Annotated in this window: 13 protein-coding genes; 10 read left to right on the top strand and 3 right to left on the bottom strand. The window is 39.7% G+C overall.

From position 1 onward, the window contains the following. Nucleotides 1-3: 3 nt before the first annotated feature. A complete protein-coding gene (gene dgt / locus PREBIDRAFT_RS04730) occupies nt 4-1,341 on the bottom strand; it encodes a dGTP triphosphohydrolase (protein ID WP_036861431.1) in 1,338 nt (445 codons plus the stop codon). 178 nt (nt 1,342-1,519) lie between these two features. Between dgt and dut the strand changes: the two genes are divergently transcribed. Genes dut through PREBIDRAFT_RS04710 form a run of 4 tightly spaced genes read left to right on the top strand, consistent with a single transcriptional unit; the run spans nt 1,520 to nt 6,545 of the window. Beyond that, entirely contained in the window at nt 1,520-1,957 is a 438-nt protein-coding gene (dut, locus tag PREBIDRAFT_RS04725) for a dUTP diphosphatase (RefSeq protein WP_004339352.1), read from the top strand. Between the two features lie 26 nt (nt 1,958-1,983). Beyond that, a complete protein-coding gene (locus PREBIDRAFT_RS04720; protein WP_407918600.1) occupies nt 1,984-3,705 on the top strand; it encodes a tetratricopeptide repeat protein in 1,722 nt (573 codons plus the stop codon). Then, nucleotides 3,702-4,625, top strand: a complete 924-nt coding sequence (locus PREBIDRAFT_RS04715; protein ID WP_004338857.1) for a DUF4292 domain-containing protein — start codon at nt 3,702-3,704, stop codon at nt 4,623-4,625. Before PREBIDRAFT_RS04720 ends, PREBIDRAFT_RS04715 begins: the two co-directional genes overlap by 4 nt. Next, nucleotides 4,626-6,545 carry a murein hydrolase activator EnvC family protein gene (locus PREBIDRAFT_RS04710; protein WP_004339350.1) on the top strand — a complete coding sequence of 640 codons (1,920 nt, stop codon included), beginning with the start codon at nt 4,626-4,628 and terminating at the stop codon, nt 6,543-6,545. A gap of 234 nt (nt 6,546-6,779) precedes the next feature. Here PREBIDRAFT_RS04710 and PREBIDRAFT_RS04705 read toward each other — a convergent pair whose 3' ends face one another. Continuing rightward, entirely contained in the window at nt 6,780-7,175 is a 396-nt protein-coding gene (locus tag PREBIDRAFT_RS04705; RefSeq protein WP_004339349.1) for a hypothetical protein, read from the bottom strand. Between the two features lie 999 nt (nt 7,176-8,174). On the opposite strand from PREBIDRAFT_RS04705, the gene PREBIDRAFT_RS04700 reads away from it, so the two are divergent. The 6 genes from PREBIDRAFT_RS04700 (at nt 8,175) to PREBIDRAFT_RS04675 (ending at nt 15,480) form a co-directional block, all read left to right on the top strand. Continuing rightward, the gene (locus tag PREBIDRAFT_RS04700; RefSeq protein ID WP_004338860.1) at nt 8,175-9,266 is read left to right on the top strand and encodes an aldose epimerase family protein; all 1,092 of its coding nucleotides are present in this window, start codon (nt 8,175-8,177) and stop codon (nt 9,264-9,266) included. A gap of 135 nt (nt 9,267-9,401) precedes the next feature. Then, entirely contained in the window at nt 9,402-10,718 is a 1,317-nt protein-coding gene (locus PREBIDRAFT_RS04695; protein ID WP_004339347.1) for an MFS transporter, read from the top strand. Between the two features lie 85 nt (nt 10,719-10,803). Then, nucleotides 10,804-11,964 carry a galactokinase gene (gene galK, locus PREBIDRAFT_RS04690; RefSeq protein ID WP_004336870.1) on the top strand — a complete coding sequence of 387 codons (1,161 nt, stop codon included), beginning with the start codon at nt 10,804-10,806 and terminating at the stop codon, nt 11,962-11,964. Nucleotides 11,965-12,584: 620 nt separating this feature from the next. Beyond that, nucleotides 12,585-12,899, top strand: a complete 315-nt coding sequence (locus PREBIDRAFT_RS04685) for a hypothetical protein (protein ID WP_004336872.1) — start codon at nt 12,585-12,587, stop codon at nt 12,897-12,899. A gap of 612 nt (nt 12,900-13,511) precedes the next feature. Beyond that, nucleotides 13,512-13,730, top strand: coding sequence for a hypothetical protein (locus PREBIDRAFT_RS04680; RefSeq protein WP_004336908.1), 219 nt, complete (start codon nt 13,512-13,514; stop codon nt 13,728-13,730). Between the two features lie 127 nt (nt 13,731-13,857). Then, a complete protein-coding gene (locus tag PREBIDRAFT_RS04675) occupies nt 13,858-15,480 on the top strand; it encodes a hypothetical protein (protein WP_004336907.1) in 1,623 nt (540 codons plus the stop codon). Nucleotides 15,481-15,886: 406 nt separating this feature from the next. On the opposite strand, the gene radC is transcribed toward PREBIDRAFT_RS04675, so the two are convergent. Further along, nucleotides 15,887-16,564, bottom strand: a complete 678-nt coding sequence (gene radC, locus PREBIDRAFT_RS04670) for a RadC family protein (protein ID WP_004336905.1) — start codon at nt 16,562-16,564, stop codon at nt 15,887-15,889. Nucleotides 16,565-16,638: the final 74 nt, after the last annotated feature.

Here is a 16,638-nt window from a genome sequence, read left to right as displayed (position 1 = left end):
TCGTTAAATGATGGGCAAACTAATTCCATTTATCTTCTGATAGATGTCTAAAGCATAAATATCCGTCATTCCACTGATGTAATCGATTACTGCCATAATACGTGTTTCGAGGTCATTGCTTTGTATATCGTATTGTGAAGAGAAGCGTCTGATGAGCTGTTGGCTATGAAAATGATGAGGTTCAACGGCAGCTTCTATGAGCGACTCCATTAGCGTTTCCATTACCTTATATCCTGAAAGTTCAACATCTAGCACTGCTTTACTGCGGTAAATCTTCTTCACTGATACCTTGCTACACGCTTCGTAAGCCTTACGAGACAATTCTGGAATGTGCTTAATAAGCGATCCTTCGAATGTTCCTGCTAAAATATCTTCCTCGTTATCTACAAAAGCTTTCACACATTCCGACTCCAATTTACCCACAGCACATGCTCTGAAATATACCACTTGCTCATTTTCATCGGTAAGATCTTCGTCCTTTATGCGCTGAAGAATATCCATTTTTGTTTGTAAATCGAAAAAACCGAGTAGCAAGTCTTTGGTTTCTTCAAACGAAAGGAGTTTCAGTTTATGTGCATCTTCAATATCCATGATTTCGTAACAAATATCGTCTGCTGCCTCCATGAGGTAGACTAGGGGATGGCGAGCGTATGCCACACCGTCCTGATCGTCTTGTTTTTTGATGATACCCAGTTCGTTAGCAATGCGACGATAAATAGTTTCCTCTGTACTAAAGAAGCCAAACTTACCGTGCTTACCTGCCTTTGTCGCACTAAAAGGGTATTTCACGATGCTAGCAAGGGTGGCATAAGTCATCACAAAGCCACCTTCACGCCTGCCTAAAAATTTATGCGTAAGGAGTCGAAAAGCATTTGCATTTCCTTCAAAATGGGTAATATCTTCCCAAAAGCGCTTGCTAACTTTTTCTTGAATGGTCTTTCCACGCCCTTCAGTGAAGAATGTTTGTATGGCTTTCTCTCCGCTATGTCCAAACGGAGGGTTACCCATATCGTGGGCATAACATGCTGTTTGGACAATGGTACCTATCTCTTCAAACAGCGTGCCTATAAGTTCGGGATGCTTTTGTTTCAATATATGTGCCACATCATCGCCCAACGACTTTCCTAAACTTGCTACTTCTAGTGAGTGGGTCAATCGATTATGCACGAACACACTACCCGGAAGCGGAAAAACCTGTGTCTTATTCTGTAATCTTCTGAAAGGAGCCGAGAAGATAAGACGGTCAGAATCGCGCTTAAATTCTGAACGGTCATCTTTGCGCATGGTGTGTTTCACCTCTTGTCCAAGACGCTTATTCGATATAAGTTGTTGCCATTGCATACTATATTGCATATATTTCCTTCCTATTTTGTTTGTTTTTAAAGGGCAGAAAGCTCAATACAAAAGTAATTAAAATTGGCTAAAAATAGGGCTTTTTACTGCTTTAAATTCATTGTTTTGGGCTTTATTGCTTACTTTTGTATCTTACTAATAATGAAAAAGAGTATTCACAAAGAATATGATGAAAGTTAGAATTATCAATAAGGGGCATCATGCTTTGCCTGAATATGCCACCTCTCAGAGTGCAGGTTTAGATCTTCGTGCTAATATTGAATCACCTATTACGCTTCAGCCTATGGAGCGAAAACTTATCCCAACAGGATTGTTTATGGCTTTACCAGCAGGGTATGAAGCACAAGTTCGTCCTCGTAGTGGTTTGGCTTTGAAACATGGCATTACAGTTTTAAATACTCCCGGTACGATAGATGCCGACTATCGTGGCGAAATTATGGTCTTGCTTATCAATTTCTCAGCTGAGGATTTTATTATCAATGATGGTGAGCGTATAGCACAAATGGTGATTGCAAAACACGAACAAGTGGGCTTCGATGAAGTGGAAGTACTCGATGAGACTGAGCGAGGAGCAGGAGGCTATGGGCATACTGGAGTAAAGTAATAAGAAATTTAGGATTGAAAGCTGAAATGATAAAAAGGTTTTTTATAAATAAGATAATGTTAGTAGTGCTTCTTTTATGTGGTGTTACACCGATAAAAGCACAAACAGAAGACAGTTTGCTGCATGCTAGCTATTCCTTTTTAGAAGGTGTTCGCCAACAAGAAATGGGACATCTTAGTGCAGCTTTTGATCTTTATAATCGCGCTTTGGAACTAAATCCAAAGGGAGCAGAAACCTATTATAAACTGGCTGGATATTATTTCCATCTCAAAGATACTACATCCACACGAGAATATTTTGCTAAAGCAGCCGAGTTAAATCCCGATAACCCTGCTTATCAAGAAAAAATAGGGCAGATAAGTGCAGCTTCTAAAGATTACCCAAAGGCTATTGTAGCCTTTGAACGCCTTTATAATACCAGCAAAACACGCCAAGATATATTGCAAATGCTATTACAACTCTATGCGTTGACCAACAATTATACGATGATGATAGATGTTTTAAATCGTATGGAGGTACTCAACGGGTCGAGTGAGCAGATTTCTTTAAGTAAAATGCAAATCTATGAGCAAGCAGGCGATAAGAAAAAGGAGTATGAAGAATTGAAGACTTTGGTCGATAATCACCCTTTGGAGCTTAACTATAAGTTGATGATGGGCAATTGGCTTCTAAAAAAAGGTAAGAAAAAGGAGGCTTTAAAGCTCTACAATGAGGTGTTAAAGGAGGACGAAGAGAATGCTGCTGCAAAGCTATCTCTGCTTGATTATTATAAAGCCACTAACGATCAGAAGGCTATAGACCATCTGACGAGCGAACTATTGCGCTCTTCAAAGACAGAATTTGATACTAAATTAACAATTATTCGTCAAAATATAGCCACTTATCAATCGGCTAATATAAAAGACAGTAATAAGATATTCCGCCTCTTTAACGAAGCTCTCTCTGCTCCACAAGAGAATGCCGATATGTTGATGCTTAAAGCTGCATTTATGAATATGCTTAAAATGCCTGCCGATTCGCTTAACAAAGTATATATAGCAGCACTTAAAGTAGAGCCAGAAAACATCTCTGCACGTATCAACTTGATACAAAATGTGTGGATAGGACAAGACTTCGATCGTGTCATTGAGTTATGTAAACCAGCTCTGTTGTATAATCCAGAAGAGATTGCTTTCTATTATTTCCAAGGCTTTGCACAATTTCAAAAGCATCAAAACGATGCGGCTCTCGAAACCTTTAAGAAGGGAGTATCGAAAATTACATCGGAGAGCAACCCCGATATAGTGTCCGATTTCTATGCTATTATGGGCGACATCTTCCACGAAAAAGGATTAGATACTGAGGCTTTTGCAGCTTATGATAGCTGCTTACAGTGGAAACCAGAGAATTACCCTGCACTCAATAACTATGCTTACTACCTCAGTTTGCATAACAAAGACCTGCCACGTGCCGAGCAAATGAGCTATAAAACAGTGAAAGCAGAGCCTAAAAATAGCACTTACCTTGATACTTACGCATGGATTTTGTTTCAAGAAAAGCGTTATGAGGAGGCTAAAATATATATGGAGCAAGTGTTGTTATATGACAAATCGCCCGATAAAACCATACTAGAACATGCTGGTGACGTACATGCAATGGTAGGCGATATGGAAAAAGCCATCGGCTATTGGCGAAAGTCTCTTGAGAAAGGCAATACGAGTGAAGTGTTAAAGAAGAAATTACAAATAAGAAAATATATTGCAGAATGATAATTCGTAAATTATTTATAGTTAGTGTTGTTACACTAGCCTTTGCCGCTTGTGGTACACAAAAGAATGTTGTGAAGCCGACTTCTAGCGTGCCTTCAACTACCCCTTCTATATCAAAATCTACTTCAGATGCTAAGACCGCAAATACTGCAAAGCAACAATCGTTAGCTTTCCTACAGAAAGTTTACGATAAAGCACTTTATCAGAAGAACCTTGTTGCTGATCTTACCTTTACGCTTAACCGCAATGGTAGGAATATTTCGGTACCAGGCATACTTCACATGCGTAAAGATGAGGTTATTCGCTTGCAACTATTAATACCTTTATTGCGTAGCGAAGTAGGGCGCATCGAGTTTACAAAGGACTATGTTCTCTTTATCGACCGCATTCATAAGCAGTATGTTAAGGCTGCTTACAATGATGTAAGTTTCTTGCGGAATAATGGTATCGATTTCTATTCGCTTCAGGCTTTGTTCTGGAATGAATTCTTTGTGCCGGGGCAACAGGGCATAAATGAAGCGGCTTTGCAAAACTTTGATGTGAAGTTGGCTACACTTCAGGCGGGTCAGGTCAATGTGCCTGTAGTGTTAAAGGACAAGAGAATGACTTATACATGGCTTGTTTCAAATCCTGATAGCCAAATAAATAAGGCACAAGCAAGTTATGTTAGCACTAGTCATGGCACCTCTACGCTTATATGGGATTATGCTAATTTTAATAGCTTTGGCTCAAAACAATTCCCAGCCTTGCATGAAATCACAATAGAAACACAGGCTACAGCAGAGAAGAAGCGTATCAGAGCTAAGTTTGAGTTAAACGGATTTAGCGATCGATCAGACTGGGAAACTATTACTACACCCTCTAGCTCATACACAAAAGTGAGGGTAGAAGATATTCTTGGAAAACTAATGAATTTGTAAATGAGACGATATTTACTCTTAACGATTTGTTGTATAACAAGTGTTCTTACGTTGTTTGCTCAGCATACTAGCTCTGCAACAAAGCGTAAGACTACAACTACTAACGTACAAACAAAGACCACAAAGCGGATTGCTCCAGCAGCAAAGCCTACGGTAGAGCGTGTGCAAAACACTAATCAGCACACTCAAAAGGCAACTCCTAAGGCTGGCAAGAAGCCTCAACGTGTGGATCGTAAAGCACAACCAGCACAGCGTTCATCTAAAAAAGGTAAGAAAACAACTACTCCTATAAAGAGAAAAGCGGCTACTCCTAAGTATGTTACCACTTCTGCTATTAAGGATTTACAGAAGAAAAATCAGGAAATTCAAAAGGAAATATCCCAAAATGAAACGGAAGTCAAGGAAAAACAGAAAGATGTTGAGCAGCGTTTGCGAAAGATAATGCGGCTTGATACAGAAATAGGACAGCAACAGCAAACTATTAACCATATTGCCACTGATGTTAAAGGGCTAGACAATAATATAAGTATCTTGAAGGGACAACTGAAATCTCTCCAAGCACAATTAACCGAACGTCGTCGTCGCTTCATCTTGTCAATGCGCTATATGGCACGCCATCGCAGCATACAAGATAAGATGATGTTTATTTTCTCGGCAAAAAGTCTTTCACAGATGTACCGCCGTTTGCGCTTTGTGCGTGAATATGCTGCTTATCAACGTGCGCAGGGAGAACAATTAAAGGCAAAGCAGGCTCAAATAGATCATAAGCAAGTGCAGTTGCAGCAAGTACGTGTACAAAAGAGTACATTATTATATAAAGGGCGGCAAGCACATGCGCAGATGCAAAGCAAGCGTGTGGAACAACAGCAAGTGGTAAGTAGCCTTCAGAAGGATCAGCAGGCTTTGCAAGCGGTTATAGCACAGCGTCGCCAACAGCAACAAGCCATTAATGCACAAATCGACCGTCTAGTAACTATCGAAATACAAAAAGCACGTGCGCGTGCTCTTGCCGAAGCACGTGCGCAAGCAGCTGCTCGTGCTGCTGCAGCAAAGAAGCGTGCTGAGGAAATGGCACGTAAGCGTGCTGCTGCTATCAAGGCAGCACAAGAGAATGCTCGCCGTATTGCGGAAGCAAAAGCACGCGAGGCAAAGGCAAAAGCTGAGGCACAGGCTGCCGCTGCTGCTGCCGAGAAGGCTAAAAAAGAAGCGGCTGCTCGTGCAGAGGCTGCTCGTATAGCTGCTGAAAAGGCGCGTCAGGCTGCTGCTGCCGAGACTTCTTCTCGGAAAGAAGCAGCTCGTCGTAAGGCGGAAGCGGCAGAACGTAAGGCACGCGAAGCACAGCGAAAGGCAGAGGCAAAGGCTGCCGCCGATCGTGCGCGTGCCGATCAGTTGGCAAATGAGGCAGAAGCCAATCGTGTGGCAGCAGAGCGTAAAGCTGCTGCCGATCGAGAGCGTGCGGCTCGTGAGGCAGAGGCAGCGCGTAAGGCTGACGAGGTAGACAACAGTATGACCGCTGCCGACCGTGCTATGACGGGAAATTTTGCCAATAACAAGGGGCGTTTACCTATGCCTATGAGTGGCAGGATTGTAACTCATTTTGGTCAGTATAATGTAGCAGGAATGCACAATATTCGTCTCAATAGCGATGGTATAAATATTAAGGGTGCACCGGGAAGTCCTGTGCGTAGTGTTTTTATGGGTGAGGTAAGTGGTGTTTTCCATGCAGGTGGCTCTACGATCGTAATGGTGCGTCATGGTTTTTACATATCTGTTTATTGTAACCTTGCTGCGGTAAACGTGCATACTGGTCAGAAAGTGGGTACAGGTCAAACTCTCGGAACGGTTAATTCTACGGGTGTTCTCCAGTTCCAATTGCGCAACGAGCGAGCAAAACTTAATCCAGAGCAATGGCTTAGATAAGTGCTTAACCATTAGGCGTAGCACTCTTTAGAGGGCTTTAAGAATGGAGGTGATCTTTTGCAAGGAGCGGAGGATCACCTCTTTTTTATGGATAAGGCTGTCTTTGGAAGCATGTAAGCTCTTGCATAAACAGATACTCTTTTCGAGCTGCCACAGCCTTCACGATAATGTAAAATGGAAAAAGGGCATATTTAAAATAGATAAAGGTACGAAGAAAGTTCTCTTTCAAAAGAGTTATCGCAAAGTCTCAGCAGAAGTAAGTACATTCGACTTCCATATCCAAAGCTCGCCAACCTGAAATCGCACTTGTATTTTTGTACCAGCATCAATGAGAACATCGCCTCGCTCACCTTTCTGAAGCATAAACACTTCACCTGCATTGAGCTGTTTTATCAAGGTGGAGTCCTTTTTATTAATGGTTTGGGCAGTGGGTAACATATCTAAAGTTTCAGGATTTCTACTACCCAAACAGAATTCTTCTACCTTTACGTGCCTTAGTTTTCCTATAGAAAAGCCTGCATTATTTTCGTTTACTGCGCGAATACGCTCATCGCCATATTCATTTTGCTCTGCCCATATTACTTTTGTATTTGTAGTTTGGGCAGTATCCGATGTAGCTGAAGTTCCCATTTGTGATGACCGTTTTCCGCAACTATAAAGTGCTGTTATAAGTAAAGATATAAATAATATATTTCTCATCATAAACATTTTACCTGCCACAAATGTACAACTTTCTAATAAGATAATATGCCTTCGTTCATCTTTTTCGATATAGAGTTATGTGTATTTTAGATGATATGCGAGGAGTAATGCAATAGAATAGGTGCAAGGACAATAGTTACTATATAATAAAAAACGACCAAAACTATTTGACTTATATCAAAAAAATATTAAAACATAGAACTTTTCTTACCAAACTCTTGGATATGTGTGCGAACACACGTACCTTTGCATCATCAAAATAAAAGACATAGATTGTTCAGGTTAGTAGTAATATAGATTTAGGTTTTAGTTATTTAGGTAAAAGTAATTGATTGTTTTTAACATAATAGGAATTTAGTTATTAAGGATTTAGATTGTTACACAGGAATAACACACACAGAAGATTGTCTTCGGACAACCGAAAAAGGTGCACAACAAGGGATTTTTCCCTAAGTTGCGCACCTTTTTTTTATGACTAATATTTTGCTTTAAGCACGTATGTATATGGTTGCTTGAAAAAGCATTCTAAGATTTTTCAAAAAGGATATATATACTTTTAATCGTAAAAGCCATAACCAATCAACATAAAATAACAGCCATATTCACAATTATTTGGATTTTCAATTATCAACTATGTTGGTATTTCTGCCAAACTTCTTTTGTCTCATATTCTGAATAGTTTTTATTAATTACATCTGTGTGCAAAGGTAGAAAAAAGCTAGAAATGGGGGCAACTGAATAAAAAGTTACATGGATGAACAGAATTATTTGGTGTCATTTTATTGTTAGATTTATGTAGAAATAATTTGCAATATTCTCCTAAATTTACTTACTTTGCATCTGATCAAACTATTTTGATCAACAAAAAAATACCAATAGAGAATATTTAACATTAAATTATCACGGTGATAACTAAAAACATAAAGTATGGAAAAAGCAAGCAATGAAGCGTTAGTATGTGGTTTGAAAAGGGAAAATTTTCAGGCAAACATAGGTGGAAAAATGACCGACCTATATATCCTTCGTAATGCACACGGGTGCGAAGTGGCAGTAACCAACTATGGCGGAGCTATCGTAGCTATTATGATGCCAGACCGTGAAGGAAAGTTAGCAAATATCATTCAAGGACACGATAATATACATGATGTGGTGGCATCACCAGAACCTTATTTATCTACACTCGTAGGCAGGTATGGTAACCGCATTGCACGTGGGCGTTTTCAGCTAAATGGAAAAGAATATCATCTAGCCATCAATAACGGTCCAAACTCGCTGCACGGTGGTAAGAAGGGCTTTAACGCTAAGGTGTGGGATGCTAATCAAGTAAACGATCATGCTGTAGTACTAAAGTATATATCACCTTATGGTGAGGAAGGGTATAGAGGTGAGTTAGCAGTTTGGGTGGCTTATTCTCTCACCGATGACAATGAGCTAGTAATAAAATACTTGGCAAAGACCAATAAGAAAACCATCATCAACCTAACTAGTCATGGCTTCTTCTCATTAGCAGGAATAGCTAACCCTACTCCAACTATTGATGATTTAGAGTGTGAGATCAATGCTAACTTCTTTTTACCTATTGATGATACATCTATTCCTACGGGTGAGATATTAAAGGTAGAAGGCACACCATTCGACTTCCGCACCTCTAAACCAGTGGGTAGAGACATTGATGCTGATGATGAACAAATAAAGAATGGTGCAGGATATGATCATTGCTTTGTACTCAACAAGCAAGAAGAAGGCGAACTATCATTTGCAGCACGTATCAAAGAACCTAAGAGCGGACGTACAATGGAAGTATGGACTACCGAACCGGGCGTACAGGTATATACAGACAACTGGGCTGACGGTTATGTTGGTCAGCACGGAGCAACTTTCCCACGCCGCAGTGCTATTTGCTTCGAAGCACAACACTTCCCCGACTCTCCAAACCATCCTTATTTCCCATCTGTAGTACTCAATCCAAATGAAGAATATAAGCAAAAAACTATTTATAAATTTGGTGTAGAAAGATAAAATTAGTAATATTGCTTACGGAAATAGCGGCTTTGCCGGGATTAATGGCTAAAAGCATAGCTATAAACTATAAAAAGTAAGATTATAAATAACTCATTATTCGACAATAATAAATAAAATAAATAAAAACAAAAGATGAGTAACACAAAACAAAATGGTAGTATCATTGCAATCATCACGATGATGTTTCTGTATGCAATGATCTCGTTCGTAACAAACTTGGCTGCACCTATTGGTGTCATTTGGAAGAGTACGTTCACAGGTGATAGCGCAAACACTGTGGGTATGCTTGGTAATATGGCTAACTTCTTGGCTTACCTCTTTATGGGTATTCCTGCTGGTAAATTGCTAACAAAGATTGGTTACAAGAAAACTGCTCTTTTTGGTATTGGTATCGGTTTTATAGGCGTATTAATCCAATATCTTTCAGGTTTCTTTGGAAAAGGAGAGCCTGTAATAGGTTTTGCAGTTTACCTTCTTGGTGCTTTCATCGCAGGCTTCTGTGTATGTACCTTGAATACTGTAGTTAATCCAATGTTGAATTTGCTTGGTGGTGGTGGTAATCGTGGTAACCAGTTGAATATGATCGGTGGTACATTAAACTCTCTTTCTGGTACTTTAACACCTTTATTCGTAGGAGCTTTGATCGGTCAAGTAACAAAAGATACTGCTATTGCCAATGTTAATCCTGTGCTTTACATTGCTATGGGAGTATTCTTAGCAGCTTTCGTGATACTAACATTTATCCCAATCAAAGACCCTGAGATAGGAAAGACTACCGATAATACTGTTTTCGAGGCTAGTCCATGGGCTTTCCGCCATTTCGTTTTAGGTGCTATTGCTATCTTCATCTATGTGGGTGTAGAAGTAGGATTACCTGGAACGTTGATTTTCTATCTATCAGATGTAACCGAGAAGGGGGCTAACCTTGATCCAACCACTGCTACAAAGATAGCTGGAGCAGTAGCTGCAACCTATTGGTTTTGTATGTTGATTGGACGTTTTGTTGCTGGTTTCATTGCGGATAAGGTTTCCTCTAAAACCTTAATGACAGGTGTTACCGTTGTAGCAATGGCATTGCTTGTTGCTGCAATGATGCTTGGCAAGTCGTCAACCGTTACCATGCCAGTATTTACAGGTTCTGCATTCAATATGGTTAGCGTACCAGTAGCTGCACTATTGATTGTACTTTGCGGTCTTTGCACCTCTGTTATGTGGCCTTCTATCTTCAACCTTGCAACAGAAGGATTGGGTAAATACACTGCTGCTGCATCAGGTATCTTTATGATGATGGTAGTGGGCGGAGGTATCCTTCCATTGCTTCAGAACTTCATTGCTGACAACACAGCTTACTTAGTATCTTACATCGTACCGCTAGCAGGTATCGCTTACATGTGCTTCTATGCTCTTGTGGGTAGCAAGAATGTAAATAAGGATATTAAGGTAGATTAATAATAAACAAGCTATGCCCTCTTTTCACGAATATGGAAGGAGGGCTTTTTATATCTATATCTAATAACTAAACTACAAAAATCGTATGGACATAGAATTTGTACGCTCTCGTTTTATCAAGCATTTTGATGGTAAAACTGGTAATATCTATTTTTCACCTGGTCGTATAAACCTTATTGGCGAACACACCGATTATAACGGTGGCTTCGTATTTCCGGGTGCAGTAGATAAAGGTATTATGGCAGAAGTCAGACCAAATGGTACTGACACAGTAATGGCTTACTCTATCGACTTAAAAGATCGTGTAGAGTTTAAGGTAACCGACCCTGAAGGCCCTCGTGCTACATGGGCACGTTTCATCTATGGAATGGTGCGCGAGTTCCAAGCTTTAGGTGTTGATGTAAAAGGTTTCAATATTGCCTTTGCAGGTGATGTGCCATTGGGCGCAGGTATGTCGTCATCGGCTGCTATGGAGAGTTGCTTTGGTTGTGCGCTCAACGATCTCTTTGCTGACAACAAAATATCAAAGTGGGACATCGTTCTTGCTGGTCAGGCAACAGAGCATAAATACATTGGCGTGAACTGTGGTATTATGGATCAGTTTGCTAGCGTCTTTGGAGAAGAAGGCAAACTCATGCGCTTAGATTGCCGTAGCCGTGAATTTGAGTATTTCCCTTTCCACCCACAAGGCTACAAACTTGTATTGCTTAATTCTAAGGTAAAGCATGAACTAGTAGGCAGTCCTTACAACGATCGTCGCAAATCGTGCGAAAACGTTGTAGAAACTCTAGGCAAACACTTTCCTGAAAAGAAGTTTGAAACCCTTCGCGATGCCGAGATGAATGAGCTAGAAGCAGTAAAGGCAGAGGTAAGCGCAGAAGATTATCAGCGTGCCCACTTCGTTCTTGGCGAAAAAGAGCGTGTACTTACAGTTTGCAACGCTTTGGAAAAAGACGATTACGAAACAGTAGGTAAAATGATGTTCGCCACCCATTATGGGTTAAGCAAGGAGTATGAGGTAAGCTGCGAGGAACTAGACTACCTTGTAGAAATAGCTCAAGAATGTGGTGTAACTGGTTCACGCATCATGGGCGGAGGCTTTGGCGGATGCACTATCAACCTTGTAAAGGACGATCGTTATGATCAGTTTATCCACACTGCTACCGAGAAATTTACCACAAAATACGGTCATGTGCCTGAAGTTTATCCTGTAATTATCAGCCAAGGATCGCATAAGGTAATGTAAAGATTGAAAGTTGAGGGTCGAAAAAAAATCTTAGCTACTATCCTAGGCGTATACGGACAACTGTCAATGTTTAGTGTAAAAGTATCAATACACACTTTCATAAAGGTAAAGGATTTAGCGATTTCAAATGAGATTTTATATTTTCAACTCTCAACTTTCAACTAAAAAAACGCTCATTACCTATTGACACTTATGAATATTTTGTGTATTTTTGTAATCATTTTAATTTGCTATATTGTAAACAAGCGTCTTTATTTATAAGTCAAAGGTATGAAAATACTCTCTTTAATGATCTATATGCTCTGCATGATTGATATTTGCTGGAGCTTTGGTGCTGTTTTGCGCTGCCTTATGGAAGGAGATTTTAAGCATCTCTTCTTTCATTTTCTACTTACTATGATAGGAATCATCATACTGATAGGCTTTCAATATTTATATTAGCAGGAAAGTTTTATAGATAAAATATTGTATTATTTCCTAAAAGAAATTAATTTATTGAATAAAACTGATACGACATTATTTTTTTTCCGTAATATTGCATCAGACAATTAAAAGGCATTCCAAATAGTTATTGGTTTGGTAAATGATTGTTTTAGGTATTTATTAAAAATAAAAGAATTATGAAGAAATTATTTTTAGCCATTATGGCAATGGGAGTGATGTCAGTGGCATCAGCAAATATAGTTTGTCAAAGTAACAAGCCTGTTACAGAAAAACAATGTTGCAAACAAAGTGGTAAGAGTTGTGCCTGTGGTAAGAAAGCATGCTGTAAAGACCAAAAACAATGTGCTGACGGCAAGAACGCATGTTGCAAAGATCAGAAGCAATGTGCCTGTGGTAAGCAAGCATGCTGCAAGGAGCTAAAGAAATGCACTAAGGGCAAGAAGGCATGCTGCAAACAGCAGAAGAAGAATGCTAAGGGAATGAAAGCATAACTATTTGTAAGAGTAATAACAAAAAACGGCAACAATCATTTTTTTTGATTGTTGCCGTTTTTTTTTATTCGTTTTTATTGTTTATCATTGCTATTCCCAATAGTGATTTCTCCAGCTTTTCTATGTCATAACCCTAGCCTTAGATGGGGTTATCTTTACTGTAATAGCGCGTTTAGTGTGCTTGTGTTAATGGATAAAAGTCCTCATTAACATATTTTCCCTTTCTTTATTCCTTTAAAAATTTGCTAGATAATAAAAAATTCATTACCTTTGAAGGCAAATTAAATACTAGAGGGATTGAAATCAGCTTTTTTACATCGCAACTTACAGTATTACTCCAAAAACTCTTTGGGGCAAGTTGTGCTGCAAAGAAAAACCAATCTTCTTTATTTTTTTAACACAAATTATTTGGTAGTACCAAATAATTTTGTTCTCTCTCTCTCTCTCTCTCTCATATAGTAGGTATATCTTCTCTTATACCCCTTACTGCGTACGCTACTTTAGTGCGCAGCGATGCGTCGTGCCTGCTCGTGTAAGGCACTTTTTATCTTGCCTTTATGAATTTTGTATATTCAAAAAATAAAAGTAATAATAAAGAATTATTATAACGTTATGAGTAAAATAGAAACAGATGCCGCAGGTATAAAGGCGGCTTACATTTGTCCTAGCATAGCTTGCTTTGCAGTAGATTTTTCACTTTGTGCTGGAAGTCCTCCTTTCGGGGGCGGACATAAAGAGGCTGAAAGTGGTGGTATTTGGGATGAGCAAGGTGATACTAGCGGTGGCGCTAGCGTTGCAGACTCTGGTGGCACGAGGACAGAAAAACCATAAGTTCTTTTTTAGCTAGCTATAGTCTTTATGCATAGCATCTTGTCTCAAGCGCTCTCTTAGCTATTCTTGGTAAGAACCAAACCAAAAACGAAATAAGAAAACAAAATAATTTATCAAACAATTGAAAATGAAGATAATATCATTCATTACATTCGCAGCTTGCGTGACTGCCTCTGCGCTGATGAGTAGCTGTTCTAACGAAGAGAACGCTGCTACTAATGGTCAGCTTACTGCCTTTACAGGTGGTATCGTTACTGAAGCTCCTATGAGTTGCGTACAGCTTGGTGCTTCTGAAAGCTCAACCGTAGCTCCAGGCTTCCTCACTCGTACCTCAATGGAGCGTCCAGCGATCGGTGGTAAAGGTACTTTCTTTTGGGAGAAAGGTGATGTCATCTATGTACAGGATGACAACAATAAGTTTTTCCAGAGCCAAAGCAATATTGCTGATAAAACAGCTCGTAATACATTCTTAGTAAACGGTGCCTATGGTGCTAATACTTCTTACGATGTATATTATAATGGTACCCAGTCTGGTTCTGATCCTAAGAAGGTAGTTATTGCAGCTACACAGGAGCAGGCAGCGTTTAATGATACGAAGCATTTTGGTGCTTCTGGCGATTGCGGTGTGGCTAAAGCAGAGAAGAATACAGAGGCTGGTAAGAGTGGTTATAAATTCGACTTGGAGCACAAGGCATCTTACCTTTGCTTCCTTCCTTATATAACTTCTAAGGAACAGCGTGAAAACTATAAGATTCAAAGTATCGAGCTGACTTCTAACAATAACATCGCTGGTACTTATGACCTTTCTTCTACTGGTCTTTCTGGTGAAGGTAGTTCTAAGACCATTACGCTTCGTGCAGGCGAAAACGGTCTTTTGCTTGCCGATAAAACTGTTAATACACAAAATATCACTAATTCTCTTTATATGGTCGTAGCTCCTGGTGAGTATACCATTAAGGTGAAGTACACGCTCTTTGATACTAAGACAAATAAAACTCTTACTCTTACTAAGAGTTATGGTTCTCGCACGTTAGCGGCTAATACTATTTATGATATTCCTGTCAATCTTAATATGGCAACTTCTTCTGATGGTGGTCATAACTATTATATGTGGGATGCAGCAGAGAATTATTGGTCTGGTCACGAATGGGACTCTACGGACCCTTGGCAGCCAATAAAGGAAGATGCACCAACAAACGATAAAGACCCTAAGTCTAAAGAGGCAGATGCTTCTCGTTGGTATCACGAAGGTGGCGGTTCTTTCGAGGCTTCTGTTAATCCTCTTTTTAAGAAACTTCCTAACGCTAACGAAATGGCTTGGTACGTAATGAAGGGTGATCCTCATTGGGATAATACTACTCAGTGGGAGGCATTCGGTGAGAAGCATACTGGTGGTATTTGGCTTAAGAAGCTTAGCGTCATCGCTAACGAAAATAATAAGCAGCTTGCTGACTTAAAACTTAAGAACCACGAGAATATTGATATGCGTGCTACTTACAAGACTTACAACTCTCTTCTTATATCTGGCAAGCCAAAAGATAGCGAGATTAACAATTACTTCTTCCTCCCTGCGTTGGGCCATTACGTTATCGGTCAGCTTGGCGATCTCGGTTCTCTCGGTTTCTACTGGTCGTCGAGTGCTCACCCTAGCGATAGTAGTTACGCTTACTACCTGAACTTCGGCAGTAGTAGCGTGTACGTGTACAACGGCTACCGCAACTACGGGCTCGTGGCGCAGCCCTTCGAGTAGTCTCCCCGATTGTTTTATTGATAAAAATAAAGCAAGAAAATAATGATATAAAAGACTACTCCTTATCGCAGTGAAAAAAGTATATTAACTTTCCCCGAAAAGTTAATGTACTTTTTGAAGAAAGTTAATACTCTTTTAGGGGAAAGTAAAAACACTTTTTCGCTATGGTAATATCCCTTTAATAGATATAGGGAAGCGATCATAAAAAAGGGACGTGGGTTTTGATGAAAACCCACGTCCCTTTTTGGGAAAATCCACGTCCCTTTTGATATAACACTAAGATGTTCCTATTTCCTCATTCCAAGCACGACTACAAACTGCTGGTATAGGCTCAAAAGTATTAACAACCGTGAGTAGAAAAGTGGTAATAATTATTTTTGGTTTTATATATAAGAAATCATTTGTTTTATAATCGTCCGTCTTCACAGTAAGAATAATAGGCACCATCGGTAATGATAACATGGTCGACAAGATGAATACGAAGCAATTCTGCCCCTTTTTTTAGTTGTTCGGTGAGCCTATCATCCTGACTACTAGGTTTTATATTATTGCTAGGATGGTTATGGCAAAAGGCTATAACTGTAGCATTCTTTAATAAAGCTTCTTTCAGAATAAGGCGTACATCAACAGCTGTTTCAGTTATCCCACCACACGAAATTCGTTTCGCTTCTATGAGTTTATAATTCTGATTCATCAAGAGAATCCATGCTTCTTCCACGGGTGCGTCTTGCAACTTAGGGTGCATATAGTTATAAATAGCAACAGCCGATCCTAAATCGGGGCGCACTTCTTGCTCGGTAGCTTGTCTTCGCTTACCCAATTCGCAAGCAGCAAGGAGGGTAATAGCCTTAGCTGGTCCAATACCTTTATATTGCTCTAGCTCGTGCTGAGATAGCTTTCCTAATGTGTTAAGATTATTATTACAGTCGCTCAATACATGTTGCATCAGTTCTACAGAACTCTCTTCTAGGGAACCCGAGCCTATCAAAATGGCAAGTAGCTCGGCATTACTGAGAGCTTCTGCACCCAATCGCATCATTTTTTCGCGAGGGCGATCATCAAGAGAGAGGTTATTAATTTTCATCAATGAAAGAAAGATCTAAAGATTTCATAAAGAGTTTTGGGTATTTATGAATATCCTCAACGCAATAACTCCTA

It is taken from the genome of Prevotella bivia DSM 20514 (assembly GCF_000262545.1).
Taxonomy (GTDB): domain Bacteria; phylum Bacteroidota; class Bacteroidia; order Bacteroidales; family Bacteroidaceae; genus Prevotella; species Prevotella bivia.
Note: the sequence above shows the minus strand (reverse complement) of the source record. Positions and strands in the feature narration are given on the sequence as shown.